Below are 19,769 nucleotides of genomic sequence, written 5' to 3'. Positions count from 1 at the left end.
GCCGGCTCTCCGTCAGTGGAGGCCGGCCTTTCTCGTTGCATCAGTCCCTGGGCGGCAGGTTTATGGCTGCGGCAATGAAATCGGCGATGGCGTCGGTATCGTCGAGTTCGAAGACGGGAAGGGATGTGCCCTCCACCGGGTGGTCTGCCGCAATGGCGACGATGTGCGGATCGCCTGGGGCAAGTGGCTCACAACTCTTTGCCTCAGCCCGTCGCGCCTCGATCTTCGGCACAGGTTCCCGCTTGTACCCTTCGATCAGGACGAGGTCGCAGGGGGCGAGACGGGCAAGGATCTCTTCGAAGGCTGGTTCGGGACCACCGCGGAGTTCATGCATGATCGCAAAGCGCGTGCCGGATACAAGCGCGACTTCGTGTGCGCCTGCCTGGCGGTGGCGATAGCTGTCTGCGCCCACCTTGTCGATATCGAAATCGTGGTGGGCGTGCTTGATGGTCGAGATGCGGTAGCCCCGCCGGGTAAATTCCTCCACAAGTCGTATGGCAAGACCCGTCTTGCCCGAGTTCTTCCAGCCGGCGATTCCGAAGACGCGAGGACGGCTCACGGCAATATCTCCAGAAGGCGCCGGGCCTTTTCCAGGTCTTCCGGTGTGTTGAGGTTCATGAACGGGTCAAGCAGGCCGGCCGTAGTAGATATGATCCCCCATTCCACCGTCACCACTTGGTGACGTCCTAGATAGTCAGACATGCGTCGGTTTTCGCTGTTCCTCAGCCAATTTTCCAGATCGTTCGCCAGTGATACCGGCCAGAGGCCAAAGACGGGATGCACTCGCCCACCAGATGCCGCGATCGCGACCGTTTCCGGACCCGGCGCTGCTGACATGAGCAGCCGGACGAGATCCTCCGGGAAGAACGGGGCGTCCGAAGGCACCGTCAGGAGGTGCGCCTTGTCCGGTCGATGGCTGGATAGATCCCGCAATCCGGCCAGAACACCCGCGAGCGGCCCCGGCTGGCCCGGCAAGGTGTCCGGGACGTGGCGGACACCCTTCGGCAGTTGCAGTGACAGTGGTCCATTGACGGCGACCTCGGATACCTGCGGTGCCAGTCGAGCACGTATGTGGGTGAGAAGCGTGTCCGCCCCGAAGGGGAGCGAGATCTTGTCGCTGCCCATGCGGCTCGACTTCCCTCCGGCGAGGATCAACCCGTTCGGCAGCAGATTCGTCATCGGCCGTCACCGCCCAGCGATCCTTCGCGGCGATCGATCCAGCGCACGTATTCGGTCGCAGCCAGAGCCAGAACAACCGTCGCTCCCATGACGGCAAGAAGAGGCATTGTTCCGGTCTCAGGTGTCAGGACAGAGCTTGCGAGGACCGAAAGGGCTGCGCCGCCGCCCAAGGTGATCGCCCCTCCGAGCCCCGATGCCGATCCCGCAAGATGTGGACGGACACTGACCATGCCTGCGTTGGCACTCGGAAGCGTTAGGCCGTTGCCTATGCCGATTAGTGACAGTGGGCCGAAGAAAGCGAACGGATGGCTGATGCCGACGATCGCAAAGACGAAGGCTGTACAGATACCGATGACATTGACAATGTTGCCCGATAGCATCATCGGGGCGATCCCGAAGCGACGCGCATACCGGCCGGACAGGTAATTTCCGAGCATGTAGCCCGCCGCCATGGTAAAGAAGTAAAGACCGAGGGCGGACGGCGTCAGCTTGAGGATCACGCTGCCGACGAAGGGTGCGCCGCCGAGAAAGCTGAAGAAGACACCGGAAGAGAAGGTGGCGGTCAGGGTATATCCCCAGAAGCGTCGCGACTGCAGCAGTTGCGGCCAGCTGCGGAACTGGGCGCCGAGACTGGCGGATTGGGCCGTATTGGTTTCGCCGAGATCGCGCCAGACCAGCAGCAGTACCGTGACGCCAGCAAGGAGCATGGCCACAAAACTCGCCTGCCAGCCGAACAGGTCGTCCAGGACGCCCCCGAGCGTCGGGGCGATCATCGGAACCAGAGACATGCCCATGGTGACATAGCCGATCATGGAAGCGGCTTCCTCCATCGGCACCATATCTCGCACGATGGCGCGCGACAGGACGATGCCGGCAACGACCCCTGTCTGCATGAGGCGGCCGATCATGAAGATGGTGATATTGGGGGCGAGGGCGCAGATGAGCGTGCCGGCGAGAAGAAGGACGATTCCCCCCAGCATGACCGGTCTCCGCCCGAACAAGTCCGACAGCGGACCGATGGCGATCTGGATGACCGCGGTGCCTGCCAGGTAGCCGGACACGGCAAACTGCATGACGGCATAGCTGGTGCCGAAGTAATCGGCCATCGTTGCGAGTGACGGAAGGAAGATGTTCATCGACATCGCTGCCAGGCCGGCTGCGAGGACCAAGGTGGCGATGTGTGGCGGCGTGCTGTTATCCAGAAACCGTGTCTTGCCCAAGTCAGCTTCCATCCTTCATTGCCATTGTCGGCCCTTGCGGGAGCGGCTGTTGGCTTCTCGCCATGGCCTCGCGGCGTCGCTTCCCCTCGCGGTAGAAGCTGTACAGCCCTGACACGATGATGATCGCCGCTCCGACATAGACGAAGGCATCCGGGCGCTCTCCGAAGAAAAGGATGCCGAGGACGAGGCCCCAGATCAGGCTCGTGTACCGGAAAGGCGCGACGAAGGAGATTTCGCCGGTCCGCATGGCCATGATGACTGCCTGATAGCCTGAGAATACCAGCAGGGCGGCGATCACGAGGGGCAGGAAGTTTTCCCACGTCATGGGTTGCCAGCCACCCATCGGCACGATGAGGAACGCGCCGACGATCGTATTCGCCGCCGCCGTGAAGAGTGTGATGGTCAGCGAGGGGACGTCGGCGACGATGCGGCGGGTAACGAGGTCCCGTGACGAGGTGAAGAAGACGGCGGCGACCACCAGTAGCGAAGCGGATGCAAATCCGTCAGCGGTCGGCCGCAGGATGATGAGGACGCCAAAGAAGCCAACAAGGATCGCCGCCCAGCGCCGCCAGCCGACCGGTTCCTTCAGAAAGATTGCTGCCCCCAAGGTCACGGCGAGGGGCAGGGACTGCATGATCGAGGTTACGTTGGCGAAATCGATCTGCCCAAGTGCACTGATGAAAGTCAGTGTTGCTCCGATTTCAAAGAATGTCCGCAACAGGATCAGCGGCTGAAACACGACGGCAAGCCGACGCAATGCGCCGAGGCGGCGTGCCACGAAGTATACGAGGACCGTCGTCATGACCCCGCGGACCGTGATGATCTGTGCGACGCTCAGCGAAGATGTGACTGACTTGACCAGCGCATCGTTGAACGTGAACGAAGCCATGGCGAGGGACATGTAGAGCGCGCCTCTCGTGTTTTCGGGGGATGCCATGACGATTCCTTCACTGACAGGGAGGAAGTTCTAGAGCAGGCACCCCCGGTCGGCCAGACCGGTTGGCCGGAGAAACGTCTTCCACGGCGTGAAATTCGGAACCTGTCTGGCCACCTCGGCCCGCAAGGAAAAATTGCCGGTCGCAATTAACGCTTGCTCAAGAGATATCGCTAAGTGTGTAGCCGTCCGGCATGACGCGGGAATCTCGGCCAGCCGCCTTGCAGATGTTCAGGCAGGGTAGCGCGCTATTTTCCTCGAGGTCGCATGTCGTTTATCGATCGAATTCTTCAAGGCCGCAGGATCGTTACCAAGGTCCTGCTCTTCGTCGTTCCGCTTGTACTTCTCATCGCAGGGGTCGGCCTGGCAGGCTACTACACGGCCAACATGCTCAACGGGCACATGACCGTCACCCGTGCGACGATCGAGAACATTGCCGATTTCGACCATCTGCAGTCGGTGCTGCAGGACTTCAGCGAGAGGCCCGACGAGGCAACGCTTGGGGCCCTGCAACAGGGGATCGACCGGCAGGAAAAGGGCGTTCAAGTCCTGGAGGGTCTGCTTGCGAGCGAGGCGGACCGGCAACGGATAGAGGTTGTCGCAAAGTTGGCGCCGGCCATGCGGCAGAGGGCCGAGGAGCTATGGATTGTCAAGCAGCAACGTGATGCTAACGGAAGCGAGATCAGCGCCCACCTAGACGCCGTCAAGGCGTTGTCGGCGACAGTTGAGCAGCGTCTGGGTAACCTGCGAAAGAAGTTCGAGGGCCAGGAACGATTCGCCAAGGGCGCCTTGTTTGAATCCTTTGCCTACAAGTCGATCGCGGAGCGGATCGACAATCTGCGAAGCGCGGTGCGAAATGCTAGTTCCGACGAGGGAACGGCCAAGGCTGCCGAAGTGCAGGCGCAGGCGTTGCTGGCGGAATTCGAGCCGCTGAGGTCCCTTGTCAGTGACAAGATCATGCAGGGATTTGCTCCCATTCAGGAAGGCGCCGAAAATCTCCTGCAGATCGCGAAAGGGGACACCGCGGCGGTTGAGAAGGCACAGGCCCTGCGCGTCGCGGCCAGCGGCTTCATGCGGTTCCAGAATGAGTTGCAGCAGAACGTTCTGAAAAAGTCCGGAGATGCGGCCGAGCGATTTGCCAATCTGGAAGGCGAGGTTACGACGCTCAAGACGCTTCTCGCCCATGTGGAGACCTCCCTCGCGCTAGGAGATTCCCTGCAACTGCATGTGGAGCGGCTGCGCTCGCAACTGACCGAGGAAGCTCGAAAGGTGGTGCTGGACGACATCGCTGCGCTGCGGGCTTCCGGTACCCAGATATCGGCACTGGGAAACAACAACTCGGCCATGAGTTCGTTTTCTACTGATCTGGAGCAACCGCTCGTCGCCCTCGAAAGCGCATCCGGCGAGATGCTGGAGATCGAATCGAAATGGAACGAGGCGCGGGTGCGGGCTTCGGGCACCCTGTCGGAGGGAATGTCGGGCCTGCAGGCTTTCATTGCGCAGGCCCAGGAAGTCGGCAAGGAAGACAGTGAACGGTCCGCAAACATCTCCGTCGCCGCAATGGTCGTCGGTACCCTGCTCGCCATCATTGGCGGCCTGATGCTGGTGGAGACGCTGCGGGGACCGCTCCGCCGCGTGACGGACGTGATGAAGCGCCTGGCTGAGGGCGATCTCGCCGTGAGCATCGAGGGGCGCGAACGAGGGGATGAAATTGGCGACATGGTTCGCTCCGTCACCGTCTTCCGCGATGCCGCGCTTGAAAACGTTCGGCTTGAACAGGAAGCTGCCGCGGCACGGGAGCAGACGAGCGCTGAAGCCGCCCGTCGTGCCGAGGAGCGCGCACGGATCGCGGCTGAGCAGCATGCCGCTCTCACGGCGCTTTCCGATGCTCTCACCCAGCTTTCGGAAGGAAATCTGGAGCGAAGCATGGACGAGAACCTCGCCAGCGACTTCGTCCCTATGGCACATACCTACAACACTGCGGTGCAAGCGCTGCGCGCAACGCTTGAAGACGTGCGGGCCACGACCGGCGAGATCAATAGCGGGACAGGGAACCTGGCCGCATCTGCTGACGATCTGGCGCGGCGTACGGAGCAGCAGGCGTCTGCTTTGGAGGAGAGTTCGCGGGCACTGCGTCATCTGAGCGATGTGGTGAAGTCCACGGCAGACAGCGCGCGGAAGACTGCCAGTTCGGTAAACGAGACGGAGGAGTTCGCCGTCCGTTCGGGCGAGGTGGTCTCCCGGGCGGTCGGCGCCATGGGTGAGATCAGTCGCTCCTCTGAAAAGATCGCCACCATCATCGGTGTGATTGACGAGATCGCCTTCCAGACCAACCTTCTGGCATTGAACGCCGGCGTGGAAGCGGCGCGCGCCGGAGAGGCAGGGCGTGGATTTGCGGTGGTGGCCCAGGAAGTCCGCGAACTGGCTCAGCGCTGCGCTGGTGCGGCCCGGGAAATCAAGGAATTGATCTCGGCCAGCTCCACGCAGGTCAGCAGCGGGGTTCATCTCGTCGAGGAGACCGGCAGTGCTCTTAGCCAGATCATTACGCATGTCACGGATGTGCGAAAGCTGGTTGCGGCCATTTCGGCCGCCACGGATGAACAGTCAACCGGGATTGGTCAGGTCACGCAGGCCGTTCACGAGGTGGAGCTCATTACCCAGCAGAATGCTGCCATGGTCGAGGAGAACAATGCGGAGATCCATGGCCTTAGACAGCGGGTCGAAGTGCTGAGCGAGAAGATCGACCGGTTCAGGACAGGCAGCCCGCTGGGCAGGAACGGGGACCGTGGTCCCGCAGCCCGGGACGCTCACGCCGCCTGATCGCGGCGGAACGGCAGAGACTGATATGGGAGGCCTGCCGCGCGGTCTCCCATATTCATGTCTTATGTTACTTCTCGCGGGTGACTGACATCTCGCCGAAGATCCGCGCCATCTCGTCCTGAAGCGAAGGCTCCGGCGTGGCGCCTGTCAGCGCCGGCTTATCGGCGGGTCGGGGAGACACCCTCTCCCGTGACGCCAGATTGCTCGCCATTTCCTCCTCAAGAATCCGCTCGAAGTCGCTGCCCAGTACCGGTGCAGGGGATGCGACCGAGGGAGCGGCTTGCTCCGGGGGAGGTGGCCGCACCGGCACGGTCGGCCCCTGAAGGACGCGGCTGCGAGCAGCGTCGAGGACATCGGCAGCCTCTTCGAGGACCGGTTCCCGGCGTGTCTGCGGTTCTGCTGCAGCCGGTGGCGGCGTGACGACCGAGGTAGCAGTTGCCGCCGCTCTGGTCGGCGGCGAGGAATCGGTGACAGGAGGCGGGGCGATGGCAGCCGGGCGCGCTATTTGCGGTTCGGCCGGCGGCGAGGGTCTGGCCGCTGCCGGCACTGGTTCACGACCGGAGACCGACGCGGCCGCAGGGGGGGGCGCCGCCCGCTTCCGCTCGTCGGTAGGTGGACCCGGGACGGCGGCGTCAACGATCGCGGCTTCCGGGGGGGAGACAGGCCGGTTCGCGCTGATACCGCTTTCGATGACGATGTCGGTCGGGCCCCCGATCATGATCAGGTGTTCGGTATCATCCCGCCGAACGAGCACCAACCGCCGCCTTGTATCGACGGCTGCGGCGTCGAGCACCTGGAGGCGCGGCTGCCGGTTCTTACCGCCACGGACGAAGGGGGACGGCCCGGAACGGCCGCGTACAACCCATAGAACGCCGACGAGGCAGGCAAGCCCGATGGCGACGCCGACAACTGCGACGATCAGCCGGCCTCCGTAAGCTCCCAGCATTTCTTCCATGACTTGCTCCTTGGCCGTTTCGGCAGGATTAGAGGCGAACTTTCCGTCGGAGTGCAAGCGCGCCCTTCGTCATCCCGGCACCCGCAATGCGCTATCCCGGCTTTTCTGCCCTCGTATGCTTTTGGCTTCAATCACAACTTGCTAGAAGAGAATCGCGGCAAAGTGCCGGAAGTTCCCAAGGTGTGCGTCAACGCACACCGAGAGTGTGAGGGGTTGATGACGAAGTTGCAGCACGGCGGCAACTACGAGCCACCGCTGGTCGAACGCGGCGGACGCGGCGGTACGATCATCCGAATTCTCCTGCTCGCATTCGTGCTGATCGGCGTCTCGGCGGCCTTTGTTTTCTTCCAGCAGGCGCTCGACAACGAAATCGTCCTCGGTGTGCTCGGCGTTCTCGCCATGGTGGGGATATTCTTCCTCGTCTCCTCCGTTATCGGGTTCGTGGAGGTCATGCCGCAGTCTCGCTCGGATGCGCTGGCGCGCGCCTTCATGGCCGGGCATCGCGACGGGATACTGGTGACCGACGCAAAAGGGCGCACCATCTACGCCAACGCGGCCTATGGCCGGCTTACTGGCGCCGGCAAGGCAGCGGCGGTGCAGCCGCTCGAACCGCTCCTGTCACGCCATCGGGAGTCCAGCGAAGCACTTTACAGGCTCGTCAACGGCATTCGCGAGGGGCGGGAAGGCCACGAGGAGTTTCGTCTTCCGCAGCCGCTCGGTCGCTCCAGCGGACAAGGTTCCGAGGCGCATTGGTATCGGCTGAAGGCTCGGATCCTGAAGGAGGACGAGGGGCGTCCCGAGCGGTTCAGTGTTTGGCAACTGACCGACATCACCTCCGAGCGAGACGATCAGGAGCGGTTCTTCCGGGAGCTTCAGAACGCCATCGATTATCTTGACCATGCTCCCGCCGGCTTCTTCTCTGCCGGGCGGAAGGGCGAGATCTTCTACGTCAACGCAACTCTTGCCGACTGGCTCGGCATAGACCTGACCAAGTTCGTTCCTCGCTCCCTTTCCATCGCCGACCTGGTTGCTGGCGAAGGCATGGCGCTCATACAGTCGGTCCAGGCGGCACCGGGCCTGCAGAGAACCGAGACGCTCGATCTCGATCTGCGTCGCACCAACGGCCAGAGCCTGCCTGTGCGGCTGCTGCATAGTGTGACGTCCATGCGCGACGGAGCGCCCGGCGAAAGCAGGACCATCGTGCTCGCCCGCCAGCCAGGGGTGGAAGGCGACCAGTCGGCTTCGGCGATGCGGTTCACCCGCTTCTTCAACAATACGCCCATGGCGATTGCCTCCGTGGACGGCGACGGCAAGATCCTGCGGATCAACGCGCCCTTCCTGCGGCTGTTCTCCGGTGTGGTTTCGCGCGACGATGTAGAGGCAGGCGCCCAGCTCGAGACGATCGTGCATGAAGGTGCACGCCAGCAGTTGATGGAAGCGCTTGCCGCCGCGAAGGACCGACAGGGCGATATAGCGCCGATCGACTGTCGCCATCCGGGCGACGAGAGCCGCTATGTTCGCTTCTACGTAAACGCCGTGATCGACGAGAGCGACGAGGCACCGGAAGAAGTCGCTATCGTCTACGCCGTCGAGACCACCGAGCAGAAGGCGCTCGAGACGCAGATGGCGCAGACGCAGAAGATGAACGCAGTGGGTACCCTGGCAGGGGGCATTGCACACGACTTCAACAACGTGCTCACCGCGATCCTCTTGTCCTCCGATCACCTCCTATTGCAGGCGCGGCCGTCCGACGCGAGCTTTGCCGACCTGATGGAGATCAAGCGCAACGCCAATCGTGCGGCCGTGCTTGTACGCCAGCTGCTAGCGTTCTCGCGCAAGCAGACCATGCGGCCGGCGGTTCTCAACCTGACCGATGTGGTGGGCGACCTGCGCATGCTGGTCGACCGGCTTATCTCGGGTACCAACGTCAAGTTGGAGGTGGATTACGGACGCGACCTGTGGCCGGTACGCACCGACCTTTCGCAGTTCGAGCAGGTTCTCATCAATCTCTGCGTGAATGCACGTGATGCGATGCCGGAAGGCGGGACGATCCTCCTGAAGACCCGCAACGTCCCCGCCGACCAGACGAGCAACTATCCGCAGGCGGACCTGCCTTCGGAAGATTTCGTCATGGTCGAGGTCTCCGATACCGGCACGGGCATTCCGCCTGAGATCATGGACAAGATCTTCGAGCCGTTCTTCACCACCAAGGAAGTGGGCAAAGGGACGGGCCTCGGCCTTTCCATGGTCTACGGGATCGTCAAGCAGTCCGGCGGTTATATCTATCCCGAATCGGACGTTGGGCGCGGTACCTCATTCCGCATCTTCCTGCCCCGGCATGTGCCGGAAGCGGTGGCTGCCGTACAACCGGGTGGCGGCGACGCTCCGGTTGTCACGACCGAAGCAGCGGCTGCACCCACTAGCGAGCAGGTGGACCTGACGGGCAATTCCGCCGTCGTTCTTCTGGTCGAGGACGAGGAGGCTGTGCGTCGGGGAGGGAAGCGCATGCTCGAGACCCGTGGCTATACCGTGCATGAGGCCGGTTCCGGCATCGAGGCGCTCGAGATCATGGAAGAGCTCGGTGGTCAGGTGGACATTGTGGTCTCCGACGTGGTCATGCCGGAGATGGACGGCCCCACTTTGCTCGGGGAGTTGCGCAAGAAGCATCCGGACCTGAAGTTCATCTTTGTTTCCGGCTATGCAGAGGATGCCTTCGCGCGCAACCTGCCGGCCGATGCGAAATTCGGCTTCCTGCCGAAGCCCTTCTCGCTGAAACAGCTGGCGGTCGCGGTGCGCGAAATGCTGGATAGCTGACGCCGACGGATCGTCGTCGCTCCAAGGCCCGCCTCAGCCGCGGCGGGCCACCAAGATCCCGACGAGCACGATCAGTCCGCCAACCGCCTGCAGCGGCGAGACGCTCTCCGTCAGGATCCACCATGCGAGGATCGCGGCAACGACGGGCTGCAGCAGGAGCGTCAGCGAGGAGAACGCGGCGGGAAGGTAGGCGAGCGCGTAGGTGATGAGCACCTGCCCACCGGCGTGGCTGACGAAGGCCAAGCCCACAAGGATGGTCCAGCCATAGAGGCTGGAAGGCAGGATGTTTCCTTCGAAATAGAGGGCGAACGGAAGGATCGACAGTGCGGCCGACGCCGAGCTCCAGATCATGATCCTGTTGGTCGCGAACCGGCTCCGCAGCCGGCCGATCGCCAGGATGTAGCAGGCGTAGAAGACCGCCGCGAGCGCCGCGACAGCGTCACCCGCAAGCTGGCCATCGGCCAGTGCCGCCGGGCCGCCCTTCAACGTGACGACCCCCGCGATTGCCAGGCCGAGGCCCAGCAGGAAAATTCTCGTGACGGTGGTCCTGAACAGAAGCCAGCCGATCAGCGTGACGAAGACTGGCGCGAGGTTGGCGAGAAGCGTCGCATTGGCGACCGATGTCATGTGGAGCGCGAGGTGCCAGGCGACGAGGTCCACCGCAAGCGCCAGTCCCGGCAGGATGAGCAGGAAGTAGTCCCGCCGTTCGAGGGTCGGCATTTCTGGCCTGCTGGGGCTGACCATGCTCCAGAGGAAAAGCGGTAGGAGCGCCAGCGCGAGCCGCCAGAAACCGGTGGAGACCGGCCCGACTTCAGACAGGCGGACGAAGATGGGCGATGCCCCAATCGCGATACCTCCGAGAACGAGGCAGGCAAGCGCGGTACGTTGCGCGGGCGCAGAAACGCCGGTCGAAATGGCGGACACGTTAGCTCTCCGATCGGGCTGGGATCAGGCCTTCATGGCCAGTGCGATCTCCGCGGCAAGACGTGCATTGTTCTCGACCAGCGCAATGTTGGTCTTCAGGCTGCGGCCGGACGTCTGGTGGAAGATGTGGTCGAGCAGGAAAGGTGTGACAGCCTTGGCCGAGACGGCCTGTTCGTCGGCAGCCGTAAGCGCGGCCTGGATGAACGTCTCCATCTCCTCGCGCGGGATCTCGTCGGCATAGGGCACCGGGTTTGCGACCAGCATGCCGCCCTCGATGCCCAGGGCCGTGCGCGCTGCCTGGAAGGCCGCGACCTGCTGGGGCGCGTCCAGACGAAGCGGGCTCGGGTAACCGGAGGCTCGGGACCAGAAAGCGGGGAAGTCGTCAGAGCCGTATGTCACGACGGGTACGCCCCGGGTCTCCAGAACCTCGAGCGTCTTGGGAATGTCGAGGATCGCCTTGGCGCCGGCGCAGACGACAATAACGGGTGTCTTCGCCAATTCCTCGAGATCTGCCGAAATGTCGAAGCTCTCCTCCGCGCCACGATGAACGCCGCCGATCCCGCCGGTTGCGAAGACATCGATACCAGCGAGTGAAGCTGCAATCATGGTGGCGGCGACCGTGGTGGCTCCGGTGCGACCGAGCGCCACTGCAAACGCCAGATCGGCGCGTGAGAGCTTCAGCGCGTCCCTTGCCTGGGCAAGATCCTGCAGTTCGCTGTCCTCCAGCCCGACATGCAGGATGCCGTGGATTACCGCTATCGTGGCCGGTACGGCGCCAGCCTGCCGGATGATCGTCTCGACACTACGTGCCATGTCCAGATTGCCGGGATAGGGCATTCCATGGGTTATGATGGTGGATTCCAGCGCGACGAGCGGGCGGCCAGCCCGCCTGGCAGCAGCGACCTCCTCGGAATAGACGATAGGAAGAGTGGGATCGGCGGACGCGTTCATGTCTTTCTCCGGCAAGATCTCAGGAGTAGGCGGTTGATGCTGCTATCTCTGCGGCCTTGCGCTCCAGAAGGTTGCGATCGAGTTCCGGAGGGGCGGCATAGGGTGAGGCCAAGGCAATCTGCGAGGCAGCGATCCCACGAACAAGGGCTCGTGGCAAGCTCTCGCCGGCAAGAAGCGCATCGAGCACACCTGCGGCGAGCGCATCCCCAGCGCCGGTAACATCCACGATCTGGCTTGCGGGGGGTGGCTTGATCATCAAAGTCGTTTGGCTGTCGAAGGCAGCAACATCCTCGCCACGATTCGTGACCACCCCACCGGAAAGCCCGAGCGGACGGAGAAGGTCTGCCCACTGATCCGGAGAGGCTGCCGCGCCGGCAAGCGCCGCAGCCTCCGCCGAATTCATAAACAGCCACGCAATGTCGGGAAGAACCTTTCGGAAGCGGATCACCTTCGCTGGTGAGATCGCGATGCCCGCCAAAGCTATTCCCCTTGCGCTCGCTTCCGCACCGAGCGCGGACAGCGTCTCAGCGGGCAGATTGGCGTCGCAGACGATCAGATCGGCGCGTGCCATTGCCTCCCGGACCGACCTTGCACGAAGCCGCCGCGGCGTGAAGAGCCGATAGAGCTCCATGTCCGCAAGGGCGATGACGAGATTGCCGTCCTGCTCGAGGATCGCGGTATAGCTGGGGGTGGCGCGGTCGAGGAAGACGAAGGGCCGGTCGTCGATACCCGCCAACGATGCCTCCTCGGCAACCCGTTGACCCGCTGCATCGCCACCGCGCGGGGCGATGAGCTCCACCGCATGCCCGAGCCGTGCAAGATTTCGCGCGACATTGAACGCGCCGCCTCCCACGTCCTCCCGCCACGTCCCCGGGTTACTGGCACCAGCCACTGTGTCGGCGGCGATGCGGCCGCGACGATCGAGGTGTGCTCCTCCGAGAACCAGGATCCGTTTCTTCATGGCCAAAGGCCCCGAAAAATGCTGCAAACGATTCGAGGGATGCAGGTCTCGGCCCGTCCGGCCACCCGGGAATACATCCCGTCTGCAGCAGGCGGAACAGGAGGCGAACGATTTTCGAAAAACGCCCAAATGCCAATCACATGGCAGGCTCTTGCGCCATGAGAACAAAACGTGTACATGATCGACATCAGCTGCTTCGTTGCCTGCGCGGCGTCAATAACCTAAAGGTGGATCAGATGGCACAAAATTCTTTGCGGCTTGTAGAGGACAAAACAGTGGATAAGAGCAAGGCGCTGGACGCGGCACTGTCGCAGATCGAACGATCCTTCGGCAAGGGATCGATCATGAAGCTTGGCGCGAAGGAGAATGTGGTGGAGACCGAGACGGTTTCCACTGGCTCCCTCAGCCTCGACATCGCGCTCGGCATCGGCGGACTGCCCAAGGGCCGCATCGTCGAAATCTATGGACCGGAAAGCTCGGGCAAGACGACGCTTGCCTTGCAGACGATAGCCGAGGCTCAGAAGAAAGGTGGCATCTGCGCATTCGTGGATGCCGAGCACGCTCTTGATCCGATCTACGCGCGCAAGCTCGGCGTAGACCTTGAGAACCTGCTGATCTCCCAGCCTGATACCGGCGAGCAGGCACTTGAAATCACCGATACGCTGGTTCGGTCCGGGGCGATCGACGTGCTGGTGGTCGACTCTGTCGCCGCATTGACGCCAAGGGCCGAGATTGAAGGCGAGATGGGTGACAGCCTGCCCGGCCTGCAGGCTCGACTGATGAGCCAGGCGCTGCGCAAGCTGACCGCCTCTATCTCACGCTCGAACTGCATGGTCATCTTCATCAACCAGATCCGCATGAAGATCGGCGTCATGTTCGGTTCGCCGGAAACCACTACGGGCGGCAATGCGCTGAAGTTCTATGCCTCCGTCCGCCTCGACATCCGCCGGATCGGTTCCGTCAAGGAGCGTGAGGAAGTGGTCGGCAACCAGACGCGCGTGAAGGTCGTCAAGAACAAGATGGCGCCTCCCTTCAAGCAGGTCGAGTTCGACATCATGTACGGCGAGGGTGTTTCCAAGACCGGCGAGTTGGTGGATCTTGGAGTCAAGGCTGGCATCGTCGAGAAGTCGGGTGCCTGGTTCTCGTACAACAGCCAGCGACTGGGGCAGGGGCGTGAGAACGCCAAGACCTTCCTCAAGGACAATCCGGAGCTTGCCCGTGAGATCGAGCTGGCACTTCGCCAGAACGCCGGGCTGATCGCCGACCGCTTCCTGGAGAATGGCGGCCCGGACGCTCAGGAGGGCGACGGAGAGGACCTGTAGGTCTCTCAGTTCAACCTTTTCATTTCACCGGCTGCGTGTCTGCAAAGATGCGCGGCCGGTTCTGCGTTTGGCTGGACAGTCTCCGGTGCGGGCGATAAAAGCCACTGGTTTTCAAATGACGGATCCGCATCCGGCGGAACAAAGGGCGTAGCATGAGCGGCGTGAATGACATCCGGTCGACCTTCCTCGACTATTTCAAGAAGAACGGCCACGAGATCGTGTCGTCCAGCCCGCTGGTGCCGCGCAATGACCCGACGCTGATGTTCACCAATGCCGGCATGGTGCAGTTCAAGAACGTCTTCACCGGCCTGGAAAGCCGCCCATACTCGACGGCCACGACCTCGCAGAAATGCGTCCGCGCCGGCGGCAAGCACAACGATCTGGACAATGTCGGCTATACCGCCCGCCACCTGACCTTCTTCGAGATGCTTGGCAACTTCTCCTTCGGCGACTACTTCAAGGAGCGCGCGATCGAGCTAGCCTGGAAGCTGGTTACGGAAGGCTTCGACCTCCCGAAGCACCGCTTGCTGGTCACGGTCTACTCGGAGGATGAAGAGGCTGCGACCCTCTGGAAGAAGATCGCTGGCTTCTCCGACGACAAGATCATTCGCATCCCGACTTCGGACAATTTCTGGCAGATGGGCGATACCGGTCCCTGCGGTCCCTGTTCCGAGATCTTCATCGACCAGGGCGAGCATGTCTGGGGCGGCCCGCCCGGTTCGCCGGAAGAGGATGGCGACCGCTTCCTCGAGTTCTGGAACCTGGTCTTCATGCAGTTCGACCAGACGGCGCCGGGCGAACGGACGCCGCTGCCCAAGCCGTCGATTGATACCGGCATGGGGCTGGAGCGCATGGCCTGCGTGCTGCAAGGCGTCGGAAGCGTGTTCGAGACGGACCTCTTCCGGAACCTGATTTCCGCCACGGAGGATGTCGTCGGCGCCAAGGCCGAGGGTGACCAGGCGGCAAGCTTCCGGGTCATCGCAGACCATCTTCGTTCGTCTGCCTTCCTGATTGCCGACGGGGTACTGCCGTCGAACGAAGGCCGCGGCTACGTACTGCGCCGCATCATGCGCCGTGCCATGCGCCACATGCAACTGCTCGGTGCGCGTGAGCCCCTAATGTACCGCCTGTTGCCGACGCTGGTTCAGGAGATGGGCCGCGCCTATCCGGAGCTCGTTCGCGCCGAGGCGCTGACGTCCGAAACTTTGAAGCTCGAAGAAACCCGTTTCCGGAAGACGCTCGACCGCGGCCTGACGCTGCTTTCGGATGCCACGCAGGATCTCTCCAAGGGCGACAGCCTCGATGGCGAGACGGCATTCAAGCTCTACGACACCTATGGCTTCCCGCTCGACCTGACCCAGGACGCATTACGGGCGCGGGGGATCGGCGTCGACATCATGGGCTTCAATGACGCCATGCAGCGTCAGAAGGCCGAGGCCCGCGCCAGCTGGGCAGGTTCGGGCGACAAGGCCACCGAAACGATCTGGTTCGAGCTCAAGGAGAAGCACGGCGCGACCGAGTTCCTCGGTTATGACACCGAGACTGCCGAAGGCGTGGTGCAGGCGCTGGTGCGCGACGGAGCGAGCGTCGAAGCCGTCACGGCTGGAGAGACCGTGCAGGTTGTGGTGAACCAGACGCCCTTCTATGGGGAATCCGGCGGCCAGATGGGCGACACCGGCGTGATCACCACCGACCACGCCCGTCTTGAGGTAACTGACACCCAGAAAAAGGGCGAGGGGCTCTTCGTCCACAGCGCCCAGGTCGTCTCCGGGACCCTGAAGGCCGGCGAAGCGGTTATGCTCGCTGTCGACCATGGCCGGCGGTCGCAACTGCGGTCCAATCACTCCGCCACCCATCTGCTTCACGAGGCGCTTCGGGAAGTGCTTGGTTCGCATGTGGCACAGAAGGGATCGCTCGTGGCACCGGAGCGGCTGCGCTTCGACATTTCGCATCCGAAGCCGATGTCGGGTGAGGAACTCCGAAGGGTCGAGGAGATGGCCAACGCGATCGTCATCCAGAACGCTCCGGTCTCGACTCGGCTGATGAGTGTCGACGATGCCATTGCAGAGGGCGCCATGGCGCTGTTCGGAGAAAAATACGGGGACGAGGTTCGCGTCGTTTCGATGGGGACGGCGATCGCCGGAGAGAAGTCGGGCAAGCCCTATTCGATCGAGCTCTGCGGCGGCACCCATGTGAATGCGACCGGCGATATCGGCCTGGTGCGGATCTTGGGGGAGAGCGCCGTGGGGGCCGGCGTTCGCCGCGTCGAGGCCGTCACGGGTGCGGCGGCCCTTGCCTATCTGGCGGAACAGGACGAGCGGGTGAAGACGCTTGCTTCGGCGCTGAAGGTGCAGCCGGGCGAGGTCGTCTCGCGCGTGGAAGCGCTGGTGGAAGAGCGGCGGAAGCTCGAGCGGGAACTGGCCGAGACGAAGCGGCGCCTTGCCATGGGCGGAAGCCAGGGTGGCGGTGCCAGCGAAGTTCGCGAGGTCGCCGGAACGAAGTATCTCGGCAAGGTTCTTGAGGGGATCGATGCCCGGGATCTGAAGGGATTGGCGGATGAGGGCAAGGCAAGCCTGGGTTCGGGCGTGGTTACGCTCGTGGGCGTATCGGCGGATGGCAAGGCAAGTGCCGTGGTCGCCGTGACGGAGGATCTGACTGGCCGTTTCAGCGCAGTCGATCTGGTCCGCATCGCGTCGGCGGCGCTCGGCGGCAAGGGCGGCGGTGGACGTCCGGACATGGCACAGGCAGGCGGTCCCGACGGCTCGAAGGCCAAGGACGCAGTCGAGGCCGTAGCCGGCGCGCTCGGAGCCTGACGCCACACCTCGCTAAAGGGCCTGGAGACGAGATGGGACTGAACGGTCCAACGGCAGTCGATGTAGTCGACCTGGAAGGCGAGGGGCAGGCCCCCTCGCTCTTTTCCGGAGCGCCGCAGTCTGTCGGCTTCAACAAGCTGAGAAAGCGCCTGCTCCGGCATGTGCGCCAGGCGCTTCAAGATTTCCAGATGCTGAAAGGCCAGAAGCGGTGGCTGATTGGCCTATCCGGTGGCAAGGATTCGTATTCGCTCCTGGCCATTCTCATGGACCTGAAGTGGCGCGGCCTGTTGCCGGTAGAACTCATCGCCTGCAATCTTGACCAAGGACAGCCGAACTTTCCCAAGCACGTGCTGCCGGACTACCTAAGTTCAATCGGGGTGCGTCATCGGATCGAGTACCGCGACACCTACTCCGTGGTGAAGGAGAAGGTGCCAGAGGGGGCAACCTACTGCTCGCTCTGTTCCCGGCTTCGCCGCGGCAATCTCTACCGAATCGCCCGCGAAGAGGGATGCGATGCGCTGGTGCTCGGTCATCATCGCGAAGACATCCTCGAAACCTTCTTCATGAATTTTTTCCATGGCGGCCGGCTCGCCGGGATGCCGGCGAAGCTGCTCAACGACGAGGGCGATTTGCTGGTGCTGCGCCCGCTTGCCTATTGCGCCGAGGACGATCTTGCACGCTTCGCCCAGGCAATGGAGTTTCCCATCATCCCCTGCGACCTCTGCGGCTCCCAGGATGGCCTGCAGCGCAATGCGATGAAGGCGATGCTTGCGGACATCGAAGCTCGAATGCCTGGTCGCAAGGATGCGATGCTGCGGGCACTCGCCCATGTCAATCCGTCCCATCTCCTCGATACCAAGCTGTTCGATTTTGCCGGGCTGGATGCCGGCCGATCAGACTGAGGCCGAACAGACGTCTGCCGGTCCGCCCCGTCGGCTTTAGACACAGGAAATCGCGCTCTAGAGCAGGCTGCTTGGGCCCTAATGCTGGACTGGTTGGGCACCATCCTGCAAACTGCAGCCAAAGACGCTGCTGGCCAGTTCGCTGGTTCTGATTTGCGCGAATGGGGGAGTTCGAATGCATGAGCCCGGTCGGCCGGCGGTAGCGCGACGTGCAGTGTTCCTGATCGGCGGCTACGAGCGGAACGACTGTGAGGGCTTCTTCCGCCGAATCGCGCGGGAGATTGACCGTTTTTCGCGGTGCTGGGCGGTCACGGCATCAATGACGGTCCTCGGTCATGCTGAGTGTCACTCATCGGCGACGGCGCAGGTCCTCTATGAGGGCCCAGACGGCTCCTGCAGATCCGACATCACCTTCCTCAGCTATGACGACATTGTCCGACGCGATGGGGCGAGGCCCTTTCACTTGCGCCTTCTAGCCTATCTTGCGGCCTTCTTCGACTATGTCATGAGCGGCACCATGGTCCGCTTCTTCCAGACGAACTGGCGGTTCGCGCTCTACTTTCTCTATCCGTTCGCGGCCTTGTTGGCCTTCCTGTGGATCGGGTCCTTGGGCTTTCGGCTTGTTTCGCTCGTGGATCCTCCCGGAGGCCTGATCCTGCCGCTTGTTGCAGGGATCGGGCTGACGGTCGTCGTCGGCCGTTACCTGGGGCGGCGGTACTTCGTCTTCCACCTCATGGACCTTTGGTCATTCAGCCGGGAACATCTCCACTGTCGGCGGGCCGACATGGATGCACGACTATCCCGGTGGTCGGAGCTGATAAACGATCGTATGGCTGAGGGAAGTTTCGACGAGGTGCTGCTGGTGGGCCATTCCACCGGCGGCGCGATGGTTCTCGATCTTGCGGAACTGGTCGGGGAGCGGCTGGAAACTGAGGGCCGCGCGGCGAACTTCAAGGTCCTTACGGTCGGTTCGACATCGCTGAAGGTTGCGCTTCACCCGGCGGCCCATCGTGCGCGTGCGCGTATGGCGGCACTCGCGACGCGTATGCAGATCCGCTGGATCGAATGTCAGGCGCTCACCGACATCATCAACTTCTATAAGTGCGATCCGTATGCGCTGGCAGGCCTGACCCACGCTCGAAGCGAGCCATTTCCGCAGCAGTATCAGGTGCGCTTTCGCGAGATGCTTGAACCGGCCGTCTACAAGCGGATCAAGCGCAACTTCTTTCGGGTGCATTACCAGTTCATTTCCGCCAACAGCCGGGAATATTTCTATGATTTCTTCATGATCTGTTGCGGCGCGAGAAACCTCGAAGATGCGCGCCCGGGGTCAATGCCGCTCATCGGTAATGATCAACCGCGGGCCGAGCACAACCGGACAAAGGCTCCCCATGAGTAGATTTTCCTTCATCCTCTGGGCGCTGATGCTGCTGGCCTGGTGCGCCATGCGCTATCCGGCAATGCGTCGCGCCAGGCGGCAGAGGACGGCGGTGGATAAACGGACTGCGCTCGATATCACGCTGCTGCTGGCCTGTGGGGTCGGACTCGCGCTCTTGCCGATCCTCTGGCGTCTGGGTGTGCTCTCAGGTGTTGCTGACCGTCAGCAAGGCTTGGTGCCGATTGTCTTGGGCGTGGTCTCCGGGGCGGCATTTCTCTGGCTCTTCAGACGCAGCCACAAGGATCTCGGCAGGAATTGGTCGGTGACACTCGAAGTGAGGGAGGGGCACCAGTTGGTGACCCAGGGGGTCTACGCCCATGTGCGCCATCCGATGTATGCATCATTTCTGTTGTGGGGAACGGCGCAGGCTTTCCTGATTCCAAACTGGATCGCCGGCCTCGCAGGCCTCGCCGCAATACTGGCTCTCTATGCCGTGCGCCAGTCACGTGAGGAGGCGATGATGCGAGAGACTTTCGGCCTAGAATACGACGCCTATTGTGCACGTACCAAGAGACTGGTCCCGGGCGTTTTCTAGG

The 19,769-nt window shown here is 62.7% G+C and carries 15 protein-coding genes; 7 read left to right on the top strand and 8 right to left on the bottom strand.

Features of this window, described 5'->3' with window-relative positions; all coding sequences use genetic code 11:
- Positions 1 to 40 precede the first annotated feature (40 nt).
- From mobB to NT26_RS09105, 4 genes are read right to left on the bottom strand one after another with little or no spacing between them, the layout of a single operon-like run.
- Positions 41 to 559, bottom strand: a complete 519-nt coding sequence (mobB, locus tag NT26_RS09120; protein ID WP_052638484.1) for a molybdopterin-guanine dinucleotide biosynthesis protein B — start codon at positions 557 to 559, stop codon at positions 41 to 43.
- Positions 556 to 1,179 (bottom strand): molybdenum cofactor guanylyltransferase MobA, encoded by a 624-nt coding sequence (gene mobA, locus NT26_RS09115; RefSeq protein WP_052638483.1) that lies wholly within the window; start codon positions 1,177 to 1,179, stop codon positions 556 to 558. The genes mobB and mobA overlap by 4 nt, the downstream gene beginning before the upstream one ends.
- Positions 1,176 to 2,399 (bottom strand): multidrug effflux MFS transporter, encoded by a 1,224-nt coding sequence (locus NT26_RS09110; RefSeq protein WP_152337507.1) that lies wholly within the window; start codon positions 2,397 to 2,399, stop codon positions 1,176 to 1,178. Before NT26_RS09110 ends, mobA begins: the two co-directional genes overlap by 4 nt.
- A gap of 1 nt (position 2,400) precedes the next feature.
- Complete coding sequence (locus NT26_RS09105; RefSeq protein ID WP_052638481.1) at positions 2,401 to 3,336, bottom strand: DMT family transporter; 936 nt, start codon at positions 3,334 to 3,336, stop codon at positions 2,401 to 2,403.
- A 264-nt stretch (positions 3,337 to 3,600) separates the two neighbouring features.
- On the opposite strand from NT26_RS09105, the gene NT26_RS09100 reads away from it, so the two are divergent.
- Entirely contained in the window at positions 3,601 to 6,153 is a 2,553-nt protein-coding gene (locus tag NT26_RS09100) for a methyl-accepting chemotaxis protein (RefSeq protein ID WP_052638480.1), read from the top strand.
- A gap of 67 nt (positions 6,154 to 6,220) precedes the next feature.
- Here the strand turns inward: NT26_RS09100 and NT26_RS09095 are convergent, their stop codons facing one another.
- On the bottom strand, positions 6,221 to 7,108 hold the full coding sequence (locus NT26_RS09095; protein WP_052638479.1) for a flagellar biosynthetic protein FliO: 888 nt from the start codon (positions 7,106 to 7,108) through the stop codon (positions 6,221 to 6,223).
- A gap of 216 nt (positions 7,109 to 7,324) precedes the next feature.
- Between NT26_RS09095 and cckA the strand changes: the two genes are divergently transcribed.
- Positions 7,325 to 9,922: a cell cycle histidine kinase CckA gene (gene cckA, locus NT26_RS09090; protein ID WP_052638478.1), complete on the top strand. Its 2,598-nt coding sequence runs from the start codon at positions 7,325 to 7,327 to the stop codon at positions 9,920 to 9,922.
- A gap of 33 nt (positions 9,923 to 9,955) precedes the next feature.
- Here the strand turns inward: cckA and NT26_RS09085 are convergent, their stop codons facing one another.
- The 3 genes from NT26_RS09085 to NT26_RS09075 are packed head-to-tail and all read right to left on the bottom strand — an operon-like array spanning position 9,956 to position 12,758.
- The gene (locus NT26_RS09085) at positions 9,956 to 10,846 is read right to left on the bottom strand and encodes a DMT family transporter (RefSeq protein ID WP_052638477.1); all 891 of its coding nucleotides are present in this window, start codon (positions 10,844 to 10,846) and stop codon (positions 9,956 to 9,958) included.
- Positions 10,847 to 10,870: 24 nt separating this feature from the next.
- The gene (locus NT26_RS09080) at positions 10,871 to 11,797 is read right to left on the bottom strand and encodes a pseudouridine-5'-phosphate glycosidase (protein ID WP_052638476.1); all 927 of its coding nucleotides are present in this window, start codon (positions 11,795 to 11,797) and stop codon (positions 10,871 to 10,873) included.
- Positions 11,798 to 11,816: 19 nt separating this feature from the next.
- Positions 11,817 to 12,758 (bottom strand): carbohydrate kinase family protein, encoded by a 942-nt coding sequence (locus tag NT26_RS09075; RefSeq protein ID WP_052638475.1) that lies wholly within the window; start codon positions 12,756 to 12,758, stop codon positions 11,817 to 11,819.
- A gap of 236 nt (positions 12,759 to 12,994) precedes the next feature.
- Here NT26_RS09075 and recA point away from each other — a divergent pair, with 236 nt between their 5' ends.
- The 5 genes from recA (at position 12,995) to NT26_RS09050 (ending at position 19,768) form a co-directional block, all read left to right on the top strand.
- Positions 12,995 to 14,080: a recombinase RecA gene (gene recA / locus NT26_RS09070; RefSeq protein WP_052638474.1), complete on the top strand. Its 1,086-nt coding sequence runs from the start codon at positions 12,995 to 12,997 to the stop codon at positions 14,078 to 14,080.
- A gap of 152 nt (positions 14,081 to 14,232) precedes the next feature.
- Positions 14,233 to 16,893: an alanine--tRNA ligase gene (gene alaS / locus NT26_RS09065; protein ID WP_052638473.1), complete on the top strand. Its 2,661-nt coding sequence runs from the start codon at positions 14,233 to 14,235 to the stop codon at positions 16,891 to 16,893.
- Between the two features lie 32 nt (positions 16,894 to 16,925).
- Positions 16,926 to 17,795, top strand: a complete 870-nt coding sequence (gene ttcA, locus NT26_RS09060) for a tRNA 2-thiocytidine(32) synthetase TtcA (protein WP_052638472.1) — start codon at positions 16,926 to 16,928, stop codon at positions 17,793 to 17,795.
- A gap of 175 nt (positions 17,796 to 17,970) precedes the next feature.
- Positions 17,971 to 19,194, top strand: coding sequence for a hypothetical protein (locus NT26_RS09055; RefSeq protein ID WP_052638471.1), 1,224 nt, complete (start codon positions 17,971 to 17,973; stop codon positions 19,192 to 19,194).
- Positions 19,187 to 19,768 (top strand): protein-S-isoprenylcysteine O-methyltransferase, encoded by a 582-nt coding sequence (locus NT26_RS09050; protein ID WP_052638470.1) that lies wholly within the window; start codon positions 19,187 to 19,189, stop codon positions 19,766 to 19,768. The genes NT26_RS09055 and NT26_RS09050 overlap by 8 nt, the downstream gene beginning before the upstream one ends.
- The last annotated feature ends 1 nt before the right edge of the window (position 19,769 follow it).

The sequence above is a fragment of the Pseudorhizobium banfieldiae genome, from assembly GCF_000967425.1.
Taxonomy (GTDB): domain Bacteria; phylum Pseudomonadota; class Alphaproteobacteria; order Rhizobiales; family Rhizobiaceae; genus Neorhizobium; species Neorhizobium banfieldiae.
The sequence above is the reverse complement of the archived record's forward strand: the minus strand, read 5'-3'. Positions and strand labels throughout refer to the sequence as shown.

Coding starts and splice junctions, on each gene's coding strand:
- NT26_RS09075 (WP_052638475.1), bottom strand. CDS start 12,758: ATGAAGAAACGGATCCTGGTTCTCGGAGGAGCACACCTCGATCGTCGC.
- recA (WP_052638474.1), top strand. CDS start 12,995: ATGGCACAAAATTCTTTGCGGCTTGTAGAGGACAAAACAGTGGATAAG.
- cckA (WP_052638478.1), top strand. CDS start 7,325: ATGACGAAGTTGCAGCACGGCGGCAACTACGAGCCACCGCTGGTCGAA.
- mobA (WP_052638483.1), bottom strand. CDS start 1,179: ATGACGAATCTGCTGCCGAACGGGTTGATCCTCGCCGGAGGGAAGTCG.
- NT26_RS09095 (WP_052638479.1), bottom strand. CDS start 7,108: ATGGAAGAAATGCTGGGAGCTTACGGAGGCCGGCTGATCGTCGCAGTT.
- NT26_RS09055 (WP_052638471.1), top strand. CDS start 17,971: ATGCATGAGCCCGGTCGGCCGGCGGTAGCGCGACGTGCAGTGTTCCTG.
- NT26_RS09105 (WP_052638481.1), bottom strand. CDS start 3,336: ATGGCATCCCCCGAAAACACGAGAGGCGCGCTCTACATGTCCCTCGCC.
- NT26_RS09100 (WP_052638480.1), top strand. CDS start 3,601: ATGTCGTTTATCGATCGAATTCTTCAAGGCCGCAGGATCGTTACCAAG.
- NT26_RS09050 (WP_052638470.1), top strand. CDS start 19,187: ATGAGTAGATTTTCCTTCATCCTCTGGGCGCTGATGCTGCTGGCCTGG.
- alaS (WP_052638473.1), top strand. CDS start 14,233: ATGAGCGGCGTGAATGACATCCGGTCGACCTTCCTCGACTATTTCAAG.
- NT26_RS09080 (WP_052638476.1), bottom strand. CDS start 11,797: ATGAACGCGTCCGCCGATCCCACTCTTCCTATCGTCTATTCCGAGGAG.
- ttcA (WP_052638472.1), top strand. CDS start 16,926: ATGGGACTGAACGGTCCAACGGCAGTCGATGTAGTCGACCTGGAAGGC.